The 21,908-nt window shown below is 41.0% G+C and carries 18 protein-coding genes; 6 read left to right on the top strand and 12 right to left on the bottom strand.

The genetic code is table 11. The features are described 5' to 3' along the window. Nucleotides 1-19 precede the first annotated feature (19 nt). The 9 genes from K1F36_RS07195 to K1F36_RS07155 form a co-directional block, all read right to left on the bottom strand. Nucleotides 20-1,150 (bottom strand): gliding motility-associated C-terminal domain-containing protein, encoded by a 1,131-nt coding sequence (locus tag K1F36_RS07195; protein ID WP_220113212.1) that lies wholly within the window; start codon nucleotides 1,148-1,150, stop codon nucleotides 20-22. Nucleotides 1,151-1,152: 2 nt separating this feature from the next. Further along, nucleotides 1,153-2,094, bottom strand: coding sequence for a fimbrial protein (locus K1F36_RS07190; protein WP_220113211.1), 942 nt, complete (start codon nucleotides 2,092-2,094; stop codon nucleotides 1,153-1,155). A 21-nt stretch (nucleotides 2,095-2,115) separates the two neighbouring features. Further along, nucleotides 2,116-2,817 carry a hypothetical protein gene (locus K1F36_RS07185; protein WP_220113210.1) on the bottom strand — a complete coding sequence of 234 codons (702 nt, stop codon included), beginning with the start codon at nucleotides 2,815-2,817 and terminating at the stop codon, nucleotides 2,116-2,118. Between the two features lie 34 nt (nucleotides 2,818-2,851). Then, nucleotides 2,852-3,544: a hypothetical protein gene (locus K1F36_RS07180; RefSeq protein ID WP_220113209.1), complete on the bottom strand. Its 693-nt coding sequence runs from the start codon at nucleotides 3,542-3,544 to the stop codon at nucleotides 2,852-2,854. A 195-nt stretch (nucleotides 3,545-3,739) separates the two neighbouring features. Beyond that, nucleotides 3,740-5,488 carry a hypothetical protein gene (locus tag K1F36_RS07175; protein ID WP_220113208.1) on the bottom strand — a complete coding sequence of 583 codons (1,749 nt, stop codon included), beginning with the start codon at nucleotides 5,486-5,488 and terminating at the stop codon, nucleotides 3,740-3,742. Nucleotides 5,489-5,498: 10 nt separating this feature from the next. Continuing rightward, nucleotides 5,499-6,719, bottom strand: a complete 1,221-nt coding sequence (locus K1F36_RS07170) for a DUF4249 domain-containing protein (protein ID WP_220113207.1) — start codon at nucleotides 6,717-6,719, stop codon at nucleotides 5,499-5,501. Nucleotides 6,720-6,745: 26 nt separating this feature from the next. Continuing rightward, nucleotides 6,746-7,936 (bottom strand): DUF4249 domain-containing protein, encoded by a 1,191-nt coding sequence (locus K1F36_RS07165; protein WP_220113206.1) that lies wholly within the window; start codon nucleotides 7,934-7,936, stop codon nucleotides 6,746-6,748. Nucleotides 7,937-7,946: 10 nt separating this feature from the next. Continuing rightward, on the bottom strand, nucleotides 7,947-10,718 hold the full coding sequence (locus K1F36_RS07160; protein ID WP_220113205.1) for a carboxypeptidase-like regulatory domain-containing protein: 2,772 nt from the start codon (nucleotides 10,716-10,718) through the stop codon (nucleotides 7,947-7,949). Continuing rightward, nucleotides 10,715-11,380, bottom strand: coding sequence for a hypothetical protein (locus K1F36_RS07155; protein WP_220113204.1), 666 nt, complete (start codon nucleotides 11,378-11,380; stop codon nucleotides 10,715-10,717). The genes K1F36_RS07160 and K1F36_RS07155 overlap by 4 nt, the downstream gene beginning before the upstream one ends. Nucleotides 11,381-12,045: 665 nt before the next feature. On the opposite strand from K1F36_RS07155, the gene K1F36_RS07150 reads away from it, so the two are divergent. Both K1F36_RS07150 and K1F36_RS07145 read left to right on the top strand, forming a co-directional pair. Continuing rightward, the gene (locus K1F36_RS07150; RefSeq protein WP_220113203.1) at nucleotides 12,046-12,435 is read left to right on the top strand and encodes a response regulator; all 390 of its coding nucleotides are present in this window, start codon (nucleotides 12,046-12,048) and stop codon (nucleotides 12,433-12,435) included. A gap of 82 nt (nucleotides 12,436-12,517) precedes the next feature. After that, nucleotides 12,518-13,981: a sensor histidine kinase gene (locus K1F36_RS07145; RefSeq protein WP_220113202.1), complete on the top strand. Its 1,464-nt coding sequence runs from the start codon at nucleotides 12,518-12,520 to the stop codon at nucleotides 13,979-13,981. Here the strand turns inward: K1F36_RS07145 and K1F36_RS07140 are convergent. The 3 genes from K1F36_RS07140 to K1F36_RS07130 form a co-directional block, all read right to left on the bottom strand. Next, entirely contained in the window at nucleotides 13,974-14,912 is a 939-nt protein-coding gene (locus tag K1F36_RS07140; RefSeq protein ID WP_220113201.1) for a threonine/serine dehydratase, read from the bottom strand. The two genes, K1F36_RS07145 and K1F36_RS07140, sit on opposite strands and share 8 nt — an antisense overlap. A gap of 48 nt (nucleotides 14,913-14,960) precedes the next feature. Next, nucleotides 14,961-15,866: a universal stress protein gene (locus tag K1F36_RS07135; protein ID WP_220113200.1), complete on the bottom strand. Its 906-nt coding sequence runs from the start codon at nucleotides 15,864-15,866 to the stop codon at nucleotides 14,961-14,963. Nucleotides 15,867-15,947: 81 nt separating this feature from the next. Next, entirely contained in the window at nucleotides 15,948-16,637 is a 690-nt protein-coding gene (locus tag K1F36_RS07130; protein ID WP_220113199.1) for a Crp/Fnr family transcriptional regulator, read from the bottom strand. A gap of 119 nt (nucleotides 16,638-16,756) precedes the next feature. Between K1F36_RS07130 and K1F36_RS07125 the strand changes: the two genes are divergently transcribed. The 4 genes from K1F36_RS07125 (at nucleotide 16,757) to K1F36_RS07110 (ending at nucleotide 21,906) form a co-directional block, all read left to right on the top strand. Next, entirely contained in the window at nucleotides 16,757-19,141 is a 2,385-nt protein-coding gene (locus tag K1F36_RS07125; protein ID WP_220113198.1) for a heavy metal translocating P-type ATPase, read from the top strand. Between the two features lie 59 nt (nucleotides 19,142-19,200). After that, the gene (ccoS, locus tag K1F36_RS07120) at nucleotides 19,201-19,410 is read left to right on the top strand and encodes a cbb3-type cytochrome oxidase assembly protein CcoS (RefSeq protein ID WP_220113197.1); all 210 of its coding nucleotides are present in this window, start codon (nucleotides 19,201-19,203) and stop codon (nucleotides 19,408-19,410) included. 2 nt (nucleotides 19,411-19,412) lie between these two features. After that, nucleotides 19,413-21,599 carry a cytochrome-c oxidase, cbb3-type subunit I gene (gene ccoN / locus K1F36_RS07115; protein WP_220113196.1) on the top strand — a complete coding sequence of 729 codons (2,187 nt, stop codon included), beginning with the start codon at nucleotides 19,413-19,415 and terminating at the stop codon, nucleotides 21,597-21,599. 118 nt (nucleotides 21,600-21,717) lie between these two features. Next, nucleotides 21,718-21,906: a CcoQ/FixQ family Cbb3-type cytochrome c oxidase assembly chaperone gene (locus K1F36_RS07110; protein ID WP_220113195.1), complete on the top strand. Its 189-nt coding sequence runs from the start codon at nucleotides 21,718-21,720 to the stop codon at nucleotides 21,904-21,906. The last annotated feature ends 2 nt before the right edge of the window (nucleotides 21,907-21,908 follow it).

The following is a 21,908-nucleotide window of genomic DNA, read 5'->3' as shown; positions in this document are numbered from 1 at the left end:
ACTGAGAAGCTTTTTTATTTTATCTGTCCAAATACAAATAGCCTTGGTATTCCAAACCAAGGTCTTCCATCATAACAAGGTAAAAATAAACCCCTTGGGGAAGGCCATTGCTTCGGTTGAGCACCACATCGCCCTTATTGGCATAACCCCTAAATTCGTTGGTGTAATTGTATTTTTCAAAAACCAGCATTCCGTTTCGGTCATAGATTCGTAGCCAATTGTTGTTTGAAAGTGCCAGTTCATCAATATGTAAAAAATCATTAATACCGTCACCGTTGGGAGTTAGCAGGTAGTTGGCCAAATCTGGGATTTCTGTGGTAATATCAACAATCCCAAAGGTAAGTGCTTCATAATCATTAGGGACAAATGGAGAGGAAAGAGCAAATCCATCGGAAAGGCTGCCAATAGATCCAGCACCCAAATTTTCCCACTGATTGTTGGCTTTGCTCCATCCGACCACAACAATTTCGTCTACATTTTCTGCCATGGATGCCATTTGACTGCGCTCGTTCCAAGAAATTTGAATGGTTGAGGGGACGGAACCTTCCAATCGCCAAAATTCGTGTCTACTTATTTGTTGAAGGGTGTTTTCCCTGTTTAGGCTGTTGAATGATGGAAAGTCGTCTGGATTCGAATAAAAATAAGCACAATATGCAACTGGGTTCGTTGATTCCGAATGTAGGGCCAGAGCTCGCAATTGTTGGGCATCACCCACCGGAAAAGTAAATTGCTGTTTGTTTTGGATACTGGCATAGCCATCCACTTTGCTCATATTGTTGGCTCCTGTGTAAAAGGATTCGGATAAAAATTGAAGTGAAGTGAACGAATCGGTTCTCGGGGTTAGTATATCACCTTGAACAAAATTGGCATTGTTTTCCACTTTCATGGAAACGGCCAATTGCAATCCTTGTTCTGTAATGAATTCGGTATCGTTGAATATAGTTGGAAACAGACCTGAAATCATAATGGACCGGTCGCTGTAAAAGCCCACAAGCCCTTGGTTGTCGTTAAAAACCCCGTCGTTCACTAAATTTCCATGGAAGCCCAAATTACCTTGGTCATGAACTTTTATCATTCCCAAATTTCGGGTGCCTTCTTGGGCAGGTAGGTTCAATGACAAAAAAAGAAGAATACCATAAATCGTTTTCATGGCTATCTTAATTTATTAATGATAAAACTGGAGTTGCCACTTCCATCCATTAAAACAGAACCTGAATTAGCATCTCTATAGGATAATATTGATATTACGTCGTTCGCGTCCAGCTCTAATATTTCGTTACTATGCACGCTAGAGTGGTTGTGGCCATTAACAAATCTAATAATTCCCGATGCACCCCATGATCCAACGGCTGTACCATTAATGGCAATCCTAATATTGACGTTGGTATCAAATTCATTGGAGTTTAGGATACTATCGTCTATTCCTATCATTGCAATATTGGCTCGAATATCATATCGCCCAGCTTCTTTTACAATCAAGGTGTTTCCACTTACCTCGTATAAACTGGTGCCATCGTCTACGTAATCAGCCGTTCCAAAAATTGGCACTTGCGTGTCGTTTACGTTTAGGTTGGTTGAGGTGTTGGTATTGGTCCATCTTCCTCCATAATTCACCTTGGAAGAGTGCAACACTCCATTGAAATCAGCTTTTAAGAGAAGATCATTGTTAGCTGCCTGATCTAAAGTGCGGACCCTCAAGCGTCCGTTTACATCTATGGATTCTGTAGGCGATGCTGTTCCAACACCCAGCCTATTATTGGTTTCGTCCCAGAAAAATTGGTCGTTTTCCTGTTCCGGAGTGCCATCGGAGGCTGCAAAGAAGATTGACCCTGGTGTGCCTGTGAAGGTTATTTCCTGCCAACTTGAACCGTTCCAAATGTTTACTGTTTGATGCTCGCTCTCTGAGGTATTGAACCAAATATCGTTCAATATCGTAGACGTTGGCGCCACTGTTCCTGAAGTAACGGAAGTGTTCCGAACAATTGTAGTGGTCCCCTTGTTGTCCACCACTCGTATTTCTTGTGATGAGATGAAATGCCCCAATCCCATGAGGAGTATCGATAAAATAATGGATTTTAAGCGGTACGGAAGCATTCGCGGTGTTTAGAAGTTAATCTACCTCACATACTGAACTTCAATTACATCACCGGCATATACGGCCCAGTCATTTGGAGCTATGGCACTCGGTACCAAGGTTACTGTTGATGATGCAATGGTATAATCTACATTGGCAATTAGCTTGACTCCGTTTCTATATACCCAAACTTGGCTATAGGCGGGTAATTCTGGGCTTCCAGTGAGCGGATAAGCTGTTTGACCTGCTGTTGCGGTAAAACTTTCCTGTCCACTTTGAATTAAGCTAAGGTCGGATGTCAAGAGTTTTTTTACGGCACCTGTTGCTTCATCCCGTACAAGAATGGTGTATCCGGTGCCAGTTCCATGATCGGACGCTGTGGTGGCATCGGTGGAGGCTGTTTCCGTTGAGATTAATTCAATGCCATCCAAGCCGAACACGTTTCCGTCTACATCAATAAAAGTATCGTTGGTCAAGGTTCCTCCCAGTTGAAGGGTTGTGGTTGTCACATCGTCTGTAGTATTGGATAACATAGTAATACCATTCTGTGTTTGGATGTACTTAATGGTACCTCTGTTGTCGATTACCCGGATGGCCCCGCCCGTAGTTGTAGTTCCAGGAACAATATCAGATGCTTTGGTGACATCGCCAGTAGTTTGTTGGGCCCTCATTGTCCCAAAGGATAGCATTCCTATTACAAGGAAAGCAAAGTTCATAGTTTTAAAAAGGATTGAAGTTTTCATGTAAAAAGTGTTTAGTTAATGCGATTTATGTTGATCATTGAATTTGTACGATTCGGATTTCATCGTTGTCAAAGCAGATAATATCCGATTGAAGCTCTATCAAGTTAGGTCCGACAGCAGAAAAACTGATTTTTACACCGTTTCGGTATACGTCAATATTATTGATGTTGGTTATGGTTTGAGGAGTCGTAAATTGGTTTTGGCCGTTTGTGGCAGTGATAATTGTTTCTTCTTTTTGAACCATGTCTGCTATTGGAGCGTGGGTAAGTACTCCTTGATTGTCCAAGAGTATCATCATTGCATCTGAGATATCATTGTTAAGTTCAAGTCCTGCAATCGAAAGGGTGTTGGTCGCATCGGTTTGTATAATGGTGGGTTGTACAAGTGGGCCGCCCAATTGAATGGTATTCCCATTTAGCAAGGAAAGTCCGTTGTCGGCTAGTGGGTTTCCATTATTGGAGTCGCAAAGGCTCCTCCATGTTTGTCCTGTATAAGTAAAAACACAATCAACATCCATATTGTAGACCAAAGCACCATTTAGGGGGGTTATGGCGTTCATTTGGTTTTGTGTAACCCGGGTAAGTACTAGTGTACGTGTGCTGCTTTCCAATTCTAAAAGGGAAGAAGGGTCTATCAATTGCAGGTTATTCCCGACTTTTACTTGGGAGTTTCCAAAATATATGCCCACAAAAAGCATAATCAAGATATGTCGGGATAAGACTTTCATTTTGCAAAAAAGTAAGTAAAAGATTACTTTTTATGAAAGTATAAAAAGTCAGACTATTTGACTTTTTTTTGTTGTGTATTAAGTTAAATGGAGTGTAAAACCTTAAAATTTAAGGATTTATGATTTTTTTAAGTGCCTTTTAAGGCTTTAAAAGATTCAAAAGAAAAATCTAGATGTTGTGAGGTAGAATAGCTTTTATTGTACTATAAAGCGTTCTTTTAGAGAAATCGGAACACCATTTTTTGTAAATCCCTCCAAGGATACCTCGAAAGTTCCTTTAATGTCGGAGCTGTAAAAGGATACGTTTTCCTCTATACCCTTGAATTCGAATTTTGGCAACCAAAGTAGTTGATATCTAAAATCAGGGAGTCGTTGATATTTTTCTTTTAGGTCGCCTTCGTATGATTGTTGGTAATATTGTTTACCTCCGTTGGGTTTAAAAAGCTTATGTGTTTTTATGTATGGAGAATAATAGTAAGTGTAATAGTCTGATTTAAAGGTGGACACATCCACCACACCTTGGAAGGTTTTGTTGCCATAAAAATGTTGGTTCCGGGAAATGGAGATGGATTCCACCCTTGCTGCTGGTAGGTCCAACAGTCTTTGAGCATCCTGCACTAATATTCCATCAATAAAAATCAAAGGCAGTTCTCCAGAATCCAAGTTTGGGGGCAAAGGTCTCACATGGAACTCTTGCTCATCATTCGAATTTTTTTGTATCCAGACATGTTCCACTACTTCCACGAAAGTTTCTTTAATGGTGGAAAACCTAGTATAGTCATCCAAAGGATAAGTCATCGTGGCCGGACCATAAAAGCTGGCATTTCTATTTTCAATGAGGATGGTGTCCGGTTTACTGCTGTAATAAGCATTTTCGATTTGATTGTAGATACTTCGTTCTTTTATGATAGCTTCCATCTCCTTGTCCAGTTCAAAACTTTTGAATTGTAATGGGTTCAAATCAATGTTTTCCTCGTTCTCTATGACAATGCCATAATCTGCATTATTTTTCGAAATGACCTGAAGAAATAAATCATCCGAACTATAATCTTCATCCACATTGATGTAGAAAACACCATTGTTATCTGGAGTTGCAGTTTTAAAAAGGTAGTTTTCTCCCGGAAAAGAAGCTCCTATAATCGTTGGGCCGTTGCCCAAATCAACGCTATCGGGTACCGAGAGTTTTCCTTTTAACAATTCACCCCTAAGTTCTGGCAATATCTGCTGTTTAAGGGATTGCTTTTTTGGATAGGATTTACGAAAATCCAAAGCAGTTTTATTCACCTTTTCCTCCAACTCATCTACTTTTTTAACGGAGATGGAATAGTTTCCTGAACTTTCTTGTCCAGGATAAGGCGTAATGTTCAAAGAAACCTGCTCGCGAGTTCCAAATTGGTGACGGTTTAAGGATATGGACAAAGATGGTCGGACGGAAGGTTCATTGAGATCTTGTCGCACTATTTCGGGGACCGTGTCTGTTGTCTGTGAGCGAAAAACAGCTTGATCACTGGTATAAGGATTAAGTATGGTTATATCTTTGGAGTAAAAGTAGTTTCTTCCGTTGTTCAACATCCATTGCGTGTATGCCAACAATTTATAGTTCCCCGAAGGTATGCTCGAAGGAATAAAAAAATTACTGTCGCCTATGCCGTTTTCCAGTTTGATTTTAAAGTTGAGGACCACTTCTTTATCCTGGTTGATCAATTTTACATAGGCTACTTTGCTAACATTGCTCAATTGCCCCGTGTTTTCTTTTAAACAATACAGCGTGTAGTACATATATTCTCCCACAAACACCATGGTCGCATTTGTATGCAGATATACTTGTTCCTGATGCGGAACTAGTATATTATTAATTGTTAAGTCTTCAGCGCTGTTCTGTGCGTTCATTGTAAAAATCCATACATGAATGAAGATGAAGAGGTATGGTGCTATAGTTTTCATGCCGTATTTTTTAGTCTTCTACCCAAAAATCTGGTACTTTGTTATCTCCCAGTGCTGTACAATCGCCACATACCCTGTATACCATATAGTAAGGACCGTGTGGATCTGTTTGAATAAGTCCATTGTCGGGTGGGGAATAATCTTCGTAATAGGTTATAAGGTCTTGTTCCACTGCATCCAATAAAGGTGAAACCCCTCCTTCAAGCAAAACTGGGGGCGATAATAATGGACAGTCGCTTACAAAGTCCGGTAATCTTTCGCCAGGGAAAAAATCGTCATAATTAAAGAAAATCCTTTCTTCTGATACCGTACTTACTTGAAAAAAGCCGATGACCTTTTCGTCTCTGTTGGTTTCGGCATAGATATTCCCTTCCACAAATCCGGTCTGTAATTGTGAAAACAGACTTTCCGAGCCTGATAATTTTTCCAATGTTTCATAATAGGCAAACGCTGCCCTGTTCTGCACGTACTGTTTGACCAAAATACTGTACCGGTGGGTTAGAATATAATTGTCCCTGTTTATAAATCGAACCGGAAATTTACTAATGCGGTCTTCGCTAAAGTTGGTGGTGTTTTCTTGAATAATGGTGTTGGATTTGATTGTATTGTAACAAATTTGTTCCTCTTGGCTCCGTGGCACAATGGAAAATTGGGGATTGGGATATCCCGATACAATGTTCACGTCACCTGCATTCCAGAAGGGAGCAATGATCTTGTAGGTTTCTTCATATTCAAAACGATAGTACTTGGATTCTCCGGAGGGGTCGTAGCTATCCACATAGATGAACATACCTTCCTCTACATCGTCCTTAAAATCCCTTTCGGCATATATATTTTCTATGGAGGATGTTGAGGGAACAGGGGTTTCCTCTGAAATATAGGTTCTTCCATCCGAGGTTTCTACGCGTAGGGTGTAGAACAACCCGGCTTCTGCTGCAAATGGTGAAGTTGAGGTGTATTCGCCCACGTTTGCCTCGGTAAAGGAATACACGGAACCGTTGCTGTCCGATACGGATACCTGGGCGTTGCTGAGACCCGACATTAAAACCGTATCCAACGGAAAGGTTTGCGAAATCAATATTTTCTGGGTTTCATTTTGATCGGTAATGGTGCCTTCGATCACTACGGACCTTTCAAATTCATCCGTTTGTATTTCGAATGGGTCCACGCAGTTGAACAGACATAGCGTAGCCAGTAGGATAATTACCGATCTGCCCATTACTTTTTCCATTTGTATCTCAATTTAATCTTTAAAATTTATTCTACCCAAAACTCTGGAACTACATTGCTGCCTAATTCCCTACAATCTCCACAAGCAGGAGGAACCCATAAAGGGGTTCCTTGGCTTACTATATCAAGTTGGCCTTCATTAGGCCCAAAATATTTGGCTAGCCCATAAAATACTTGCTCATTTGGCTTAGTAACTATAAAATAATAACACCGTGTCGAGTAAGGTGGTAAAGGTTCTCCAGCAAAAAAGTCGGTATAATTGAAAAATAGTCTTTTTGAAGCTGTCGAACTAACTTCAAAAAAACCCAATACCTTTTCCAAACGATTCTCCACAGCAGCTATATTACCCCCAAAAAAACCAGTTTGGATCTGGGAAAAGGGATTTTCTGTACTGGAAAATTTTTCCAACATTTGGTAGTAGGTATAGGCATTGTAAGATTGTACATATTGCCTTACCAATATGGTGTAACGATGTGATAAAATATAATTGTCACGGTCTATAAACCTGACAGGGAATTTAGATATAAGCTCTTCATCCAAATTGTTAGAGGCCACTTGAATCACTGTTCTGGATGTATCCGATGCATAACAGACACGGTCCTCATAGTCTTTTGCTAGAATTTCAGAATCCCACAGATTAACGTCAAGATTCCCATTGTCATAAATGACCCATTCCTCGTTGTTCCATAATGGTGCAATGATCTTGTAAGTCTCCTCATATTCATAGCGATAATATTTGTTTTCCCCAGAAGCATCAAAAGCATCCACATAAATGAACATACCCTCGTTGGCATCACCGTCCTTAAAATCCCTTTCTGCATATAGGCTGTCTATCTGAGTGGGTGCCGGGGCCATTTCTTCTTCTGAGATATATTCCTTGCCATCCGTAGTGATAATTTTTAACTGATACCCAATACCGTTCCTTGCCGCAAAAGAGGCATTGGAAACGTACCTGCCATCACCTTGATGTGTAAAATCGAAAGTGGTACCTTCCGAATCCGTGATCTGTACAACGGCTCCGCTTTCCGCATAGATACCTGTGGTGTCCAAAGGGAAGGTGCGGGAAAGTAGAACTTCCTGTAGTTTGTTCTCGTCCGTTATGGTTGCTTCTACCACCAATGCGCTTTCAAAATTTATTATTTCAGGTTCAAAAGGTTCCACGCAACTGCCGATAGACAGCGGCAATAAAATCAACCATATGTGTTGTTGAACTTGCATGGGCTTAAGATCAGAATTTAAAATTATACGTTATGGTTGGCACGGGTATCGAAAAAATTGAACTTTGGTAAGCTTTCAACTCTCCATTTTCGGTCGCAAAGAATACAGAGTAAGGATTGTTTCTTCCTAATACGTTGTAGATGGAGATGTTCCAAAAGCTATGGGCGAATTTTTTCAATTTGTGATTGCCTTCTATATTGAAGCCTATGTCCAACCGATAATAATCCGGAATCCTGAACTCATTTCGGTTACTGTAGACGACATATTCGGAGTTGTTGAAATTGTAACGGGCCACCGGATAGGTCACGGGCCTTCCTGTTTGATAGGCCAAGTTTGCAGATAAACTGAATCTTTTGGTCAATTTATAGTTTAGGACTACGCTAAAATCGTGCGGCTTGTCGTAATTGGTGGGGAAAAACTCGCCATTGTTCACGCGTTCCTCGGCAAATTCACTGTCCAGTTTTAAAAAAGACCGTGCATAGGTATAGCCCAGCCATCCATTGAGCTTTCCATAGTTTTTTCGTATCAAAAACTCGAGACCATAGGCTTGCCCATCGCCTTGTAACGTTTCGGTTTCAATGGTTTCGTTGAGCAAAAGGTCGGAACCCACTTTAAAATCCAATAGATTATCGGATTCTTTATAATATCCTTCCAAGCTAAGCTCGTAAAGGTTGCCCTCTAAATTCTTATAAAATCCAAGTCCTACCTGTCTTCCCATTTGGGGCTTTATATTGTTGTCCGACAGTTTCCAAGTATCAATAGGACTAATTGTGGTGGTGTTGGACAATCTATGAATGTATTGATAGGTGCTGTTAAAACTCGCTTTTACCGAAAAGTCAGGCCCAAGAAAGTACCTTGCTGACAAGCGAATTTCGGGCCCGCCATAGGTTTCCACAATTTCGTTGTTATCGTAGGAAACGGTCTCTACCAAGGTTTCCTCGTTCTTTGGCATATTTTCCTCGTAAATTCTGGCTTCGGTACTGCCCAAGGCGGCAAATACGGAGTATCTAATACCGGCATCGATCAAAAGTTTGTCGTTTACCGTAAAATTATCGGATAGATAAACCGCGCCCTCGAGTGCCTTTTCCTTTGGTATATTTATGGGGGTAACTATAGAGTTGCTCCCTTTGGGCTCAAAATTTCCGGGCTGGACGTTGTACAATTTTGCGGATAGCCCATAATCAAATTTGTGTGCTTTGCTATAAAGGTAGGTGAACTTGAATTTGGCTTCGGTTTCATCCACCACAAAGCCCAGGTCAAAATTATTGTCCGAATTGCCTTCGTACGCGATGTTGAATTTATAATTGCTGTTCGCAAGTACAAGGCTACCGGTATTTTTTTCATTGAATTGATGGTCCCATTGCAACGAAAACAGCCTGTTGTTGTATCCATAAATAGAATCTGAGGTAATGCTAAAGGCGTCGTTGCTGTAATAGCCCATAGCCTTTACGGTATTTTTTTCGTTGAACTTGTGGGTGTATTTGGCTATGGCATCGTAAAAGGAAGCTTCACTGTTCTGCAATGATTCTTCCTCCAACGACCGGAGAATCCAACCGGAATAGGTGCCCCTGCCGCCAATTAGCAGTCCTGACTCGCCTTTTACCACCGGAATTTCCAAGGCAACATTACTGGTTACAGGGCCAATGGAAGCTTCACCCGCAATTTTTTCCGTATTGGCATCCTTGGAGGTTATATCGAACACGGAAGATAGTCGACCTCCATATTCAGCAGGAATACCGCCTTTAAGAATCTTTACATCTTTCGTGGTAAAAGGGTTCAATGCCTGAAAAATGCCAAAAAAGTGGGAGGGATTATAAATTACGGCATTGTCCAACAACATAAGGTTTTGGTCCGTACTGCCGCCCCGTACATTAAAACCTGCCGCTCCTTCACCAGCGGTGGATATTCCGGGTAGCGTAGCGGCAACTTTCAGGACATCTCTTTCACCGAGTACCAGAGGAATGTTTTTGGTCTCTTCCACTACAAGCTCTGTACTTCCAGATATAGCTTCCTCGACATTTTTGGATGCATCTGCCTCTACAATGACTTCATCCAGAAATTCTACACTTTCATTAAGTTGAAAGTTGAGTTCGCCATCGTTGAATACGATTACTCTAGTGGTGCTGGGCTCTATGCCCAATGAGCTGGTTTTGATAATGCTGGTGCCTGCCGGCACTTCCAGTTCATAATAGCCTTCGGTATTTGTTGCGGTACCTGTACTCTTGCCATTGAGTACAATGGAAAGGTCGGGAATTGGCTGGTTTTGCTCTACCGTGGTCGCATAACCGCTAATTTTGAAGGTGGTTCTATTGTCCGATACGTTTTCCTTGCCTATTCTTACAGTTCGTGTTACTGTATTTGCCTTTGTTGCCTCGATATTTGAAAAAACAGGATTGCTGTACACTTTAATATCGGTTCTTTCTTCTATCGAATCCGTTTGTTCTTTTCCGAAAAAACCTTCGGGCAAACTATCATATACAATACTGTTTTGGGTCAAAATGATTTTATCATCGCTTAACCTAAAAAAGTTGATGCTGGTTTCTTCCAAAATAGAGGTGAGGATATCCGACAAAGGTTTGTTGACAAATGAGCCCGAAATGGTTGCTCCTGAAAGCCAATTCTCATCATAATAGAAAAGAACATTGGCATCGGATTCAATGGTGTTCAGAGCTTCGGTCAAACTTACATTATCAAAATCAAAACTAAATTTTGGATTTTTTTCTTGGGCGATTAGAATGGTTCCGAAGAGCAGAACCAATAAGATTAGAGGTTTTTTGATCATTCTTTCCCGATGTTTTGTGTATTAAAAGAATCGGATAACTTAGAAAAGAAGCTTGTCCAAAAATCATCCTCATTGATTTTCCTTAACGCCGGGTTATAATTCTCATTAATAAAGTCCCTTTTGTTGGGCCATATTCTAATGACATCCTTTTTTTTGGCGATGTTGTAATAGGAATCACCGTAGTCGATTACATAATTGTTTTCCGGTAAAAATTCGTAGTAAATAGTACTTCCCTTAATCCTCTTGAACCTCTTTTTACTATTCTTCTTAAGAAGTCTTATAGAATCATTGGCTACCAAGACTTGATAAAAACCTTCCATATCGGTTTCATCTGATTTGGTTTCAATATGAACAAAATGGCTCTCTCCAATTCTAAAACCTTCTACCTTGGTTTTGAGAAGAATCAATGTTGGAAATTTATAATTGTATCCAATGTTAAGAAGTAATTGGTCGGTGTCCAGATCATATTTTAGGGGAGTTTGGTCGTAAAATTGGCCATTGTATATGACTGATCCCAACTGAAATTCACTTTTCTCAAAAAACTTATGCTTTTCGTTAATGGTCCTATATTGTTCTGTGTATTGGATGCCATTAAAAAGTCCTGTATTGTAGCGTTGTACTTTACTGTCGAACCAATTGTAATAGGAAGGTTCGTTGGGCATGTTTTGACTAATTAAAGAGCCAGAACAAATAATAGTTGCCCATAAGGAAAGAACTATTGTTTTGGTTTTCATGAGGTTGGTATTCCCACTAAAAATAGAAAAAAGAGTTGAAAATGAAATTATTTATACCATAAGAAGCAAAATTTTGTGGATTGAATAGAATTTTATGGGTAGAATTATGCATCAAGTTAATTCTAAACTACAATGTTGACATTTTATAAGTAGGATGGGTGCTTGCAAATAAAAATGTATGGACATTAAAGGCACTTATTCTATTCACTGCTATTTTGAAATAGCATAAAACTACTTTGTAATTCATCTATTAAGTGAGCCATGTCGGTCTTCAAAATTGGTTGATACCTTCTAAGCAACATAAGGGGGAAGAATATAAAGGCTTGGATAAATCAAGGGATTTAAAATTCTAGGTGAGTTTTTGTTAAAATACGAGAATAATTGTAAATTTAAGACAATCAGGTGTTTGGAATAGTATTGCATCCAATGGGATTAATAAGAATCTTTTAATTTCTTGATTCAATGCACGAGGGGGATATTTTTATTTGTAATAAAACATTATTATTGGAGTTCTATTAGATGGAAATTATTGATATTTGTCAATTTTTTTCAAAATAAAACCAAACAGAAACCAACTAAATAGGCCAAAAGCTATGTACAAGGAAATATACTTGGTCGATGACGAAGACCTGGTGAATACTGTAAATGCTATTCACTTTAGAAGAATGGGAATGGAAGATAGGGTGAAGAGTTTCACTAATCCCGAATTGGCCCTAGACGATTTGAGGTATAGAGATAATCCCGGGGTAAAAACACTTATTTTATTGGATATAAATATGCCGGAAATGAGCGGGTTTGAATTTTTGGAATTCATGATGCTCGAAGACTTTCCAGAAACCAATGAAGTGCTTCTGGTAACCTCTTCTGAGGCTGAGGCAGATAAAGCCGAGGCCGAGAAGTACGGTAAATTTGTAAAGAAGTTTATCACTAAACCATTGCGTATAGAGCATTTGGAAGATTATTTGCAAGGAGCTAATAAATAATAGTTCATATATTTAGAAGTAAAACCATTGATCGTTCCCCCCTATAGGTGACATTGTTTTATTCTTAAATTAAATTTTAACCGTGAAGCATAAACATATCTTAATTGATAACAAGGTTGAAATCGTTGAGGATAGGGATGACGCCGTATGGGCTATGGATGTAAATTATAAGTTGACTGCTTTTAATGCATCTTTTGGGGACCAACTAAGCAAAGCAGGTTGGGGAAAGCCCGAACGAGGTATGGATTTACAGCCCGTTTATCAGTCTGCATACTTCTTTAATCCCTGTAGTAAGGGTTGTGCGCAGGCACTTGATCGTTATCCAACAACATCCAAACATACCTTTGAGAAAAATGGGGAATTGACGGTGCACGAGTTCTCTTTTCAACCTTTCATGGACAACTCCGGTGAAGTGATAGGATGCTGTGTTTGGCAAAAAGACATTTCCCAAGTTGTAAAAAATACACATAGGCTACAAGAAAGTGAACGAAGGTATAGAGAAGCCCAAGAAATAACTGTCTTTGGGCATTGGAACTGGGATATACGTGAGGATAAAATTAGTTGGTCCAACCAATTGTTCAGAATTTTTGAGCAAGAGCCCGGAAAATTTGAGGCAACCTTTGATGCCTTGATGGAGATTATTCACCCTGAAGATAGGGATGGATTCGTTGAGGACGTTCAAGATAGCATCAAAAAAAACAGGATGCACGATGTGATACATAGGATTGTTTTGGAAAACGGAAAGACACGATATGTGCATCAAAAAGGGAGGCCGTTCTATGACGAGAACGGAAAGCCGTACCGAATGGCCGGTACCACCCAAGATGTTACCAAAGATGTGCTGGCCAATCAACAAATCGTAGAACAGAACCATGAACTTCAGAACTTTGTTCGGATCATATCACATAATCTACGCGGACCTATTTCCAATGTTTTAATGTTGTCCAAAATATATGAATGGGGAAAGGATCCCATGAACGACGATATTTTAAAGAAAATAGAGCACACAACCGAGGCCTTAGATCAAACAATAAAGGATCTTCACCTTTCCTTATCACTAAAATCCGCGGACAGGGAGAAATTCAGAGAAGTTTACCTAAAGGATGTCATGAAGGATGTAGATGGCCTTTTATCTGAAGAGATTACAAAACATAAGGCTACGATTCATACAGATTTCACAAAGGTGGATTTGGTTTTTGGAGCCAAGAGCTATGTGGTTAACATCTTTTATAATCTTATTTTGAATGCAATCAATTATGCCAAAGAGGGTATACCCGCCATCATTTCCATAAACACCGAGGAACTGGTCGATTCAATTTTGATAAGGTTCACAGATAACGGAATTGGTATGGAGCTGACACCCGAAAAAGAACGTAAGATTTTTGATATGTACGGCAGGTTGAGTGGTGCCACGGAAGGCAAGGGATTTGGACTCTATTTGGTAAAAACTCAAGTTGAGGCCATGGACGGAAAAATAGAAGTACAAAGTGAAAAGGATGTAGGAACCACCTTTACTCTGATTTTTCCCAAAAATCATATTACTTAAAGGGTAGGTTATTAATATCAACGTTTCCCCCAGAAACTATAACCCCTATTTTTTTTCCGTTCAAATCGTTCTTTTTCTTAAATACAGCTGCCAAAGCTACAGCACTGGATGGTTCGCACACAATTTTAAGACGCTCCCAAATTAGGCGCATGGCCACAACTATATCTGCTTCGGTCACCCTCACAATTTCTTCTACATGTTTTTGAATAATAGGAAAGTTCCTGTCACCCAATTGGGTTTTTAGTCCATCGGCAATGGTGTTTGTAGTAGTGTTGGTCTCTATTTTCCCACTCTTCAGGGACCTATAAGCGTCATCAGTTTCAAAAGGTTCCCCTCCAACGGTTTTACAATTAGATCCAAAATAATGGGTAGAGAGAGCTGTGCCGGCAATTAAACCACCGCCACCAACTGGAGTAAAGACGTATTCAAGGTTTGGTTGTTCCTCCAACAGCTCCTTGCAGGCGGTGCCCTGTCCTAAAATCACATGGTCATCATTTGATGGATGTATAAAAGTGGCGCCATATTTTTTCACAATTTCTTGGGATGCAAATTCTCTGGCGGCTAGATCGGGTTCACATTCTACCAAAATCCCTCCATATCCCTTAACGGCATCCTTTTTTACCTGAGGGGCCGAACTAGGCATCACAATAAATGCCTTTACACCCAAACTTTTGGCAGAAAGAGACAGTGCTTGAGCAAAATTTCCGGAAGAATGCGTAACCACGCCATTCTGTTTTTGCTCATCGGTAAGTTGCATAATGGCATTGGCAGCCCCACGCATTTTAAAGGCGCCCATTCGCTGAAAGTTTTCACATTTAAAATACAACTGAGAACCTACCACCTTGTCTATAAGGCGGGAAGTAAGAACGGGGGTGTTGTGGATAAACGGTTTTATCCGATTGTGACAATCGATAAGGCTTTGCTTGTCCATGAATCTTTGTACCAATTTTATATATAGTATAAAGATAATACGGGATTATCAACCTTCAGCTTCTACCTTTTGTTCTTCTTTAGATTTTATGGAAACACCCTCCATGCCCAATTCTGGAATCACCAATAAAGGTATTTGCGTGTGAAACGCGGTTCGCTTTATTATCGGTTCGCGGGTCATTTTTTCCATATAGCTGTGCTGATAGTTCAGCATGGCCAATAAGTGGATGCCTAGTTCTTTGGAGAAAGTTTCCAGGGTGTGGGAAACTGAATTGAGTTCCGAAACCGTATGCACATAATGCTCCACATCGTTCAGATAGCGGCGTAGCATGTTCAGGTTGAACTGCTGAAGCTCTGTGAGGGCTTTAATGCCATATTGTACGTGTACAATACGAATGGTCGCTTTGAACATTTTGGCCAGATCCAAGAGAGGTTCCAATTCAGAAGTGGTATAAAAACGGTTGAAATCGGTGGCAAAGGCAATTTCAGTTGGTGTAACGTATTCAAAATGGTAAGGAATGGCCAAAATAGGGCATTTTCTCACACTTTTGATTATGCGTACGGTATTGCTTCCCATAAATACTTCATCCACACCAGAAGCCCCTTTAGTACCGGTTACCACCAGGTTAATGCCGAAAGTTTCAACAATATCTTTTACTTCCTCTACCAAAAGATTAAAGGAAGAAATGGTCTCAAAGCTGTGATTGGGATTGCCGTATTTGGTCTGGATACGCCTGACGGTCGTGTTCAGCCCCTGTTCAGAATTCTCTCTAACCGCATCTACAATGCGTACTCCATCAATCATTTTGGCCATAAATCGGCTGCTCGGTATAACCGGGGTATAGGTGTTGAGCAAGTAAAATGTGCAACGCCTGTTGCGGAACAATTGCATGGCATAATCAATGGCATTCCATGCGTTTTCCGAAAAATCCGTAGGTATTAATATCTTTTGCATCGGACTAAGATTTACGATGCGATAAAATTAGAACCAAGGGGTAGGGGATACTATGACAATTGTCAGGTTTTGGAAAATAGACTAAAAGCCTTCCACCATTTCAAGGAGTTTGCGCTCGTCCTTAATGCCGATTTTCTTGCCCGAAGTTTGGATCAACCCCTTCTTTTTAAATTCGGAAATAATTCGAATAGCGGATTCCGTAGCGGTTCCCACCACATTGGAAATATCTTCTCTGGATAGGGTAAGTGCCAAGTAACCTTCAGCATCCTCTCCGAAATTGTTTTGAAGATATAAGAAGGCTTCGGCCATTCTTTGCTTTACGGTCTTTTGGGAAATATTTACGATTACATCATCGGCCTCCTTTAGATCATGGGCCATATGGCGCAGGACTTCCAAAGTAAAGTTTGGGTTTTTTTGAAGCGTATTGTTGATGCTTTCCTTGGGAATAAAGCACACCTCCATATCGTTCACCGCTATGGCGGAAAGGTTGGTGCTTTCTTGGGATATTACAGAACGTTGTCCTAAAACTTCGCCCTTGCTGGCCAATTTTACGATTTGGTCTTTGCCATTGGCACTAAGCTTGGAAAGCTTGGATACTCCGTTTCGTACACAGTAGACGCCGTTGAGTTTATCCCCTTCTTCAAAAATGGGCTCACCTTTTTTAATGGTGCGTGTGGTTTTGGAGTCGGAAACCTGTTTTAATTCCTCCTTGCTCATCGCGCGAAGAGAGTTAAACTGCCTGATGATACAATTTTCACACCTGCTTTCCATAATGATTAGTTTACCTGAGAGAACAAATTTAAGGGACAAGGAATTATTGGTAACTGATAAATATCATGTTTTTAGCAAGAAGAGTATTACAAATTTGCACTAGGTAAAGCAAATGTGAAATGGCAGATTCAACCTGTTATCATTGTGGAGACGAATGCGGTAACCGCAGCGTTCAATTTGATGATAAGGATTTTTGTTGCAACGGTTGTAAGACCGTGTACGAGATTTTTACATCGAACGGCCTGTCCACTTATTATGAGATAGAAGGCAAGGCCGGGACCACGCCGAACGAAATTCGTCAGAAATACGATTTTTTGGAGAACCAGGAAATCGCGCAACAACTCTTGGAATTTAATGAAGATGGTGTACAAGTGGTCAGTTTGAGCATTCCTACCATTCATTGCAGTTCCTGTATCTGGGTTTTGGAAAACTTGAACAAACTGCATTCGGCCATTAAAGTTTCTCAGGTCGATTTTCCCAAAAAGACCATCAGGGTCACTTATAAAACAGAGGATTTTTCCCTAAAAGCCTTGGTGCTCTTATTGGGAAGTATCGGGTACGAGCCCTATATCTCTTTGGAGGAATACAACAAAAAAGGGAAAAAGGTCGACCGTTCCTTAATATACAAATTGGGCGTAGCAGGATTTGCCTTTGGTAATGTGATGCTGTTTTCGTTCCCGGAGTATTTTGAGGTTGAAGAATTTTGGTTGGATCAGTACAAGCACGTTTTTCGGTGGTTGATGTTCGCCTTTTCCCTGCCCGTTGTGTTTTATGCATCGCAAGATTATTTTATTTCTGCTTACAAAGGCATTCGCTCCAAATTATTGAATATTGATGTGCCCATCGCCTTGGGAATTTTGGTGCTCTTTTTAAGAAGTAGTGTCGATATCATATTTAATCTGGGCTCTGGATTTTTTGACAGCCTCACCGGATTGGTGTTCTTTTTGTTGTTGGGGAAATTTTTTCAACAGAAAACATACGCCTATCTATCCTTTGAACGTGATTACAAGTCATATTTTCCCATAGCCGTAACCCGTCTGAAGAAAAACGGGGAAGAGGAAAACATCCAAATTTATAACATTGAAGTAGGGGACAGGGTCCTGATCCGTAGCCACGAAATCATTCCTGTGGACTGTATCCTTATCAAAGGAACTGCTGAAATCGATTACAGTTTTGTGACTGGCGAGTCCGATGCCGTGTTCAAGGAATCGGGAGAAAAACTGTTTGCAGGTGGAAAGCAACTTTCAGGAGTCTTGGAAGTTGAGGTGCTAAAGTCCGTTTCCCAAAGTTACTTGACCCAACTCTGGGGCAATTCCATATTTTCCAAAGACAAGGCGAGCCAATTCCAAACCCTTACCGATAGCATAGGCAAACGATTTACCATCGCGGTCTTGAGCATCGCTACTCTGGCCACTATTTTTTGGCTGATTTTTGACCGTAGCTTGGCCCTTAATGTGTTCACTTCTGTACTCATTATAGCCTGTCCCTGTGCCATTGCTTTGGCAGCTCCGTTTACCTTGGGCAATATGCTCCGCATTTTCGGGAAGTATAAATTTTATCTCAAAAACACCAACGTAATCGAACGTTTGGCAAAAATCGATACAGCCATTTTTGATAAAACGGGAACGCTCACCACCAATCAAAAGGATACCATCCACTATGAGGGCATGGAACTTTCGGAAGAAGAAACAGCACTCTTAAAAACGACCTTGAGGGCTTCCAACCACCCCTTGAGCCGCTCACTTTACGATATTTTACAATCCAATTCCATAATGACCTTGGAAGAGTTCAAGGAACATACAGGAAAGGGTATCGAAGGAAAATATAACCATCACTCCATAAAAGTGGGGTCGGCATCCTACGTAGGGGAAAGCAAATCCAATTCAATTGCAAACACGGCGGTTTATGTAAGTGCCGATGAAGATGTGAAAGGACGGTTCGTGTTCAAGAACACCTATAGGGACGGGATGAACCAAATTTTTGATGAACTCTCGAATGATTTGGAACTCGGCATTCTTTCGGGCGATAACGATGGGGAAAAAGCCCAATTGCAAAAAGTCCTTCCGGAAAAGACAAAGATGCTATTCGACCAAAAGCCCGAGGATAAGTTGGAATACATCAAAAGGTTACAGGAAAAACACAAGGTTTTGATGGTGGGCGACGGATTGAACGATGCGGGCGCTCTGGCCCAAAGCGATGTGGGATTGGCAGTTTCGGAGAACATCAATGTGTTTTCGCCCGCTTGTGATGGAATTTTGGATGCCAGCAAGATGAAAATGCTGCCAAAGTTCATAAAACTGTCCAAACGGTCCATGCGCATCATAAAAATGAGCTTTTTGTTGTCGCTCTGCTACAATGTTGCGGGACTGTATTTTGCCGTAACAGGCCAGTTGCAGCCCGTGATTGCGGCTATTTTGATGCCTCTGAGTTCCATCAGTATAGTAGTGTTTACCACCTTGGCAACAAATTATTTGGGAAAAGAATTAAAAACTTTAGAAAGCTGATATATGTCATTTTTTGAGGAAAACCATCAGAGTAGTTTTACACCTAAATTCAGGCAGGTATGAGTGTTATTTATGTGTTGTTGGCCATAAGCATAACGGTGGCCATAGTCTTTTTTATAGCCTTTGTTTTTTCGGTAAAAAGCGGACAATACGATGATACCTATACCCCATCGGTAAGAATGTTGTTTGAAGATGAGGTGGTCAAGGACAAGGATACATTAAACTCAAATAAAAGGAAAATCGAACAAACTAAAAGTACAAACCAATAAATATGGAAATACAACAGTTCCGTTACGATAACAAAATCGTACAAAAGTTCTTATACGCGACCATCTTATGGGGCGTAGTGGGTATGGCAGTAGGTCTCTTGTTGGCCTTTATGTTTTTATTCCCCAATCTTACAGAAGGTATCTCTTGGTTGAGTTTTGGACGCTTGCGCCCATTGCACACCAATGCGGTGATCTTCGCATTTGTGGGGAACGCCATTTTTGCAGGGGTGTATTACTCACTGCAACGTTTGCTCAAGGCCAGGATGTTCAGTGATGTCCTTAGCAACATCAACTTCTGGGGCTGGCAATTGATCATTGTGGCCGCAGCTTTGACCTTGCCTTTGGGATACACAACATCCAAAGAATACGCCGAATTGGAGTGGCCGATAGATTTGGCCATTGCAGCGGTATGGGTGGTTTTTGGTTGGAATATGATCGGTACCATCTTAAAAAGAAGGCAAAGGCACCTGTACGTGGCCATTTGGTTCTACCTCGCCACATTTGTAACCGTAGCCGTGCTGCACATTTTCAATAGCTTGGAATTGCCGGTAAGTGCATTAAAAAGCTATTCGGTTTATGCCGGTGTGCAGGATGCCTTGGTACAATGGTGGTATGGTCACAATGCGGTGGCATTTTTCTTGACCACGCCTTTCTTGGGGTTGATGTACTACTTTGTTCCCAAAGCGGCCAACCGTCCCATTTATTCCTATAGATTGTCCATCGTCCACTTCTGGTCGTTGATATTCATTTATATCTGGGCTGGTCCTCACCACTTGTTATATTCTGCTTTGCCAGATTGGGCACAGAACCTCGGGGTTGTATTCTCAGTGATGTTGATAGCTCCATCTTGGGGTGGTATGATCAACGGATTGTTGACACTCCGTGGGGTGTGGGACAAAGTGCGTACCGATGCAACATTAAAGTTTATGGTGGTTGCCATCACCGGTTATGGTATGGCAACATTCGAAGGTCCAATGCTCTCCTTGAAAAACGTAAATGCCATTGCGCACTTTAGTGACTGGATTATTGCGCACGTACACGTGGGAGCTTTGGCTTGGAACGGGTTCTTGACCTTTGGTATGATCTATTGGTTGGTACCACGAATGTTCAAAACAAATTTGCACTCCAAAGGATTGGCGAACTTCCATTTCTGGATTGGAACGTTGGGTATCATATTGTACGCACTGCCCATGTATGTAGCCGGATTTACCCAAGCGTTGATGTGGAAAGAATTCAACCCAGATGGTACTTTGGTATACGGTAACTTCTTGGAAACCGTGACCCAAATTATCCCGATGTACTGGATGAGGGCCATTGGAGGTTCTTTGTACATTCTCGGTATGTTCGTATTGCTCTATAATGTGGTAATGACCATTAGGTCGGGCAGCAAAGTAGAGGACGAAGCTGCTGAAGCACCAGCATTGGAGCGCGTAGCCAAAAGAAGAGTGGCCGGGGAAACCTTTCACAATTGGTTGGAAAGAAAACCCGTCCAGTTGACCATCTTGGCCACTATCGCCATCTTGATCGGTGGTATCATTCAGATTGTACCGACCATCTTGGTAAAGTCCAACATTCCTACCATCACCAGTGTTAAACCATATACACCTTTGGAATTGGAAGGGCGGGACCTATATATCAGAGAAGGTTGTGTAAGCTGTCACTCGCAAATGATCCGGCCATTCCGTAGTGAGGTGGAACGTTACGGCGAATATGCCAAGGCAGGGGAATTTGTTTACGACCACCCATTCCTATGGGGTAGTAAACGTACAGGTCCCGATTTGCTCCGTATAGGGGGTAAATATTCGGATAGCTGGCACTTAAACCATATGTACGATCCACAAAGTACTTCGGCAGGTTCCATTATGCCATCATATGAATGGTTGGTTACCGATGAGCATGACCGCAGTGATGTTCAGGCAAAAATGGAGACCATGGTGAAACTTGGTGTTCCCTATACCGAAGAGGATATTGCCACTGCTCCGCAATCCATGGCCGAGCAAGCGGAAAAAATCGAAAAGAGTTTGTACGCAGACCCGGAATTCGTAAAAACGTATGAGGCGGATAAAAAATACGCCGAGGAAAACGGTTTGGATTTTGTGGAAATGCGAGATCGTGAAATTGTATCCTTGATTGCTTATTTGCAGCGATTGGGTACCGATATTAAGATTACCGATACAGCTGAAAAATAGAAAAAGAAATCATGAATCAAGAGTCAAGAACCAGGACCCAACTAAAACAGACCTCAAAGTCTAGCCTGCCTGCCGCAGGCAGGTGTCTTGATTCTTGTATCTAAAATCTAACATAACCATGTTGAAATTTGTAAAAGAACATATGGAAACCATCGACGGGATAGCCAACTATCCCATGGTTTCATTGCTCATCTTCTTTGTGTTTTTTGTGCTACTGTTCTGGTGGGTGTTTACCGCTACCAAAGAGCACATAAAGGAGATGTCCGAACTGCCACTGGATAACGATGATCAACAAATCAAACTATAATA

Source organism: Flagellimonas abyssi, assembly GCF_019457905.1.
In the GTDB taxonomy this organism is placed as follows: Bacteria; Bacteroidota; Bacteroidia; order Flavobacteriales; family Flavobacteriaceae; genus Flagellimonas; species Flagellimonas abyssi.
Note: the sequence above shows the minus strand (reverse complement) of the source record. Positions and strands in the feature narration are given on the sequence as shown.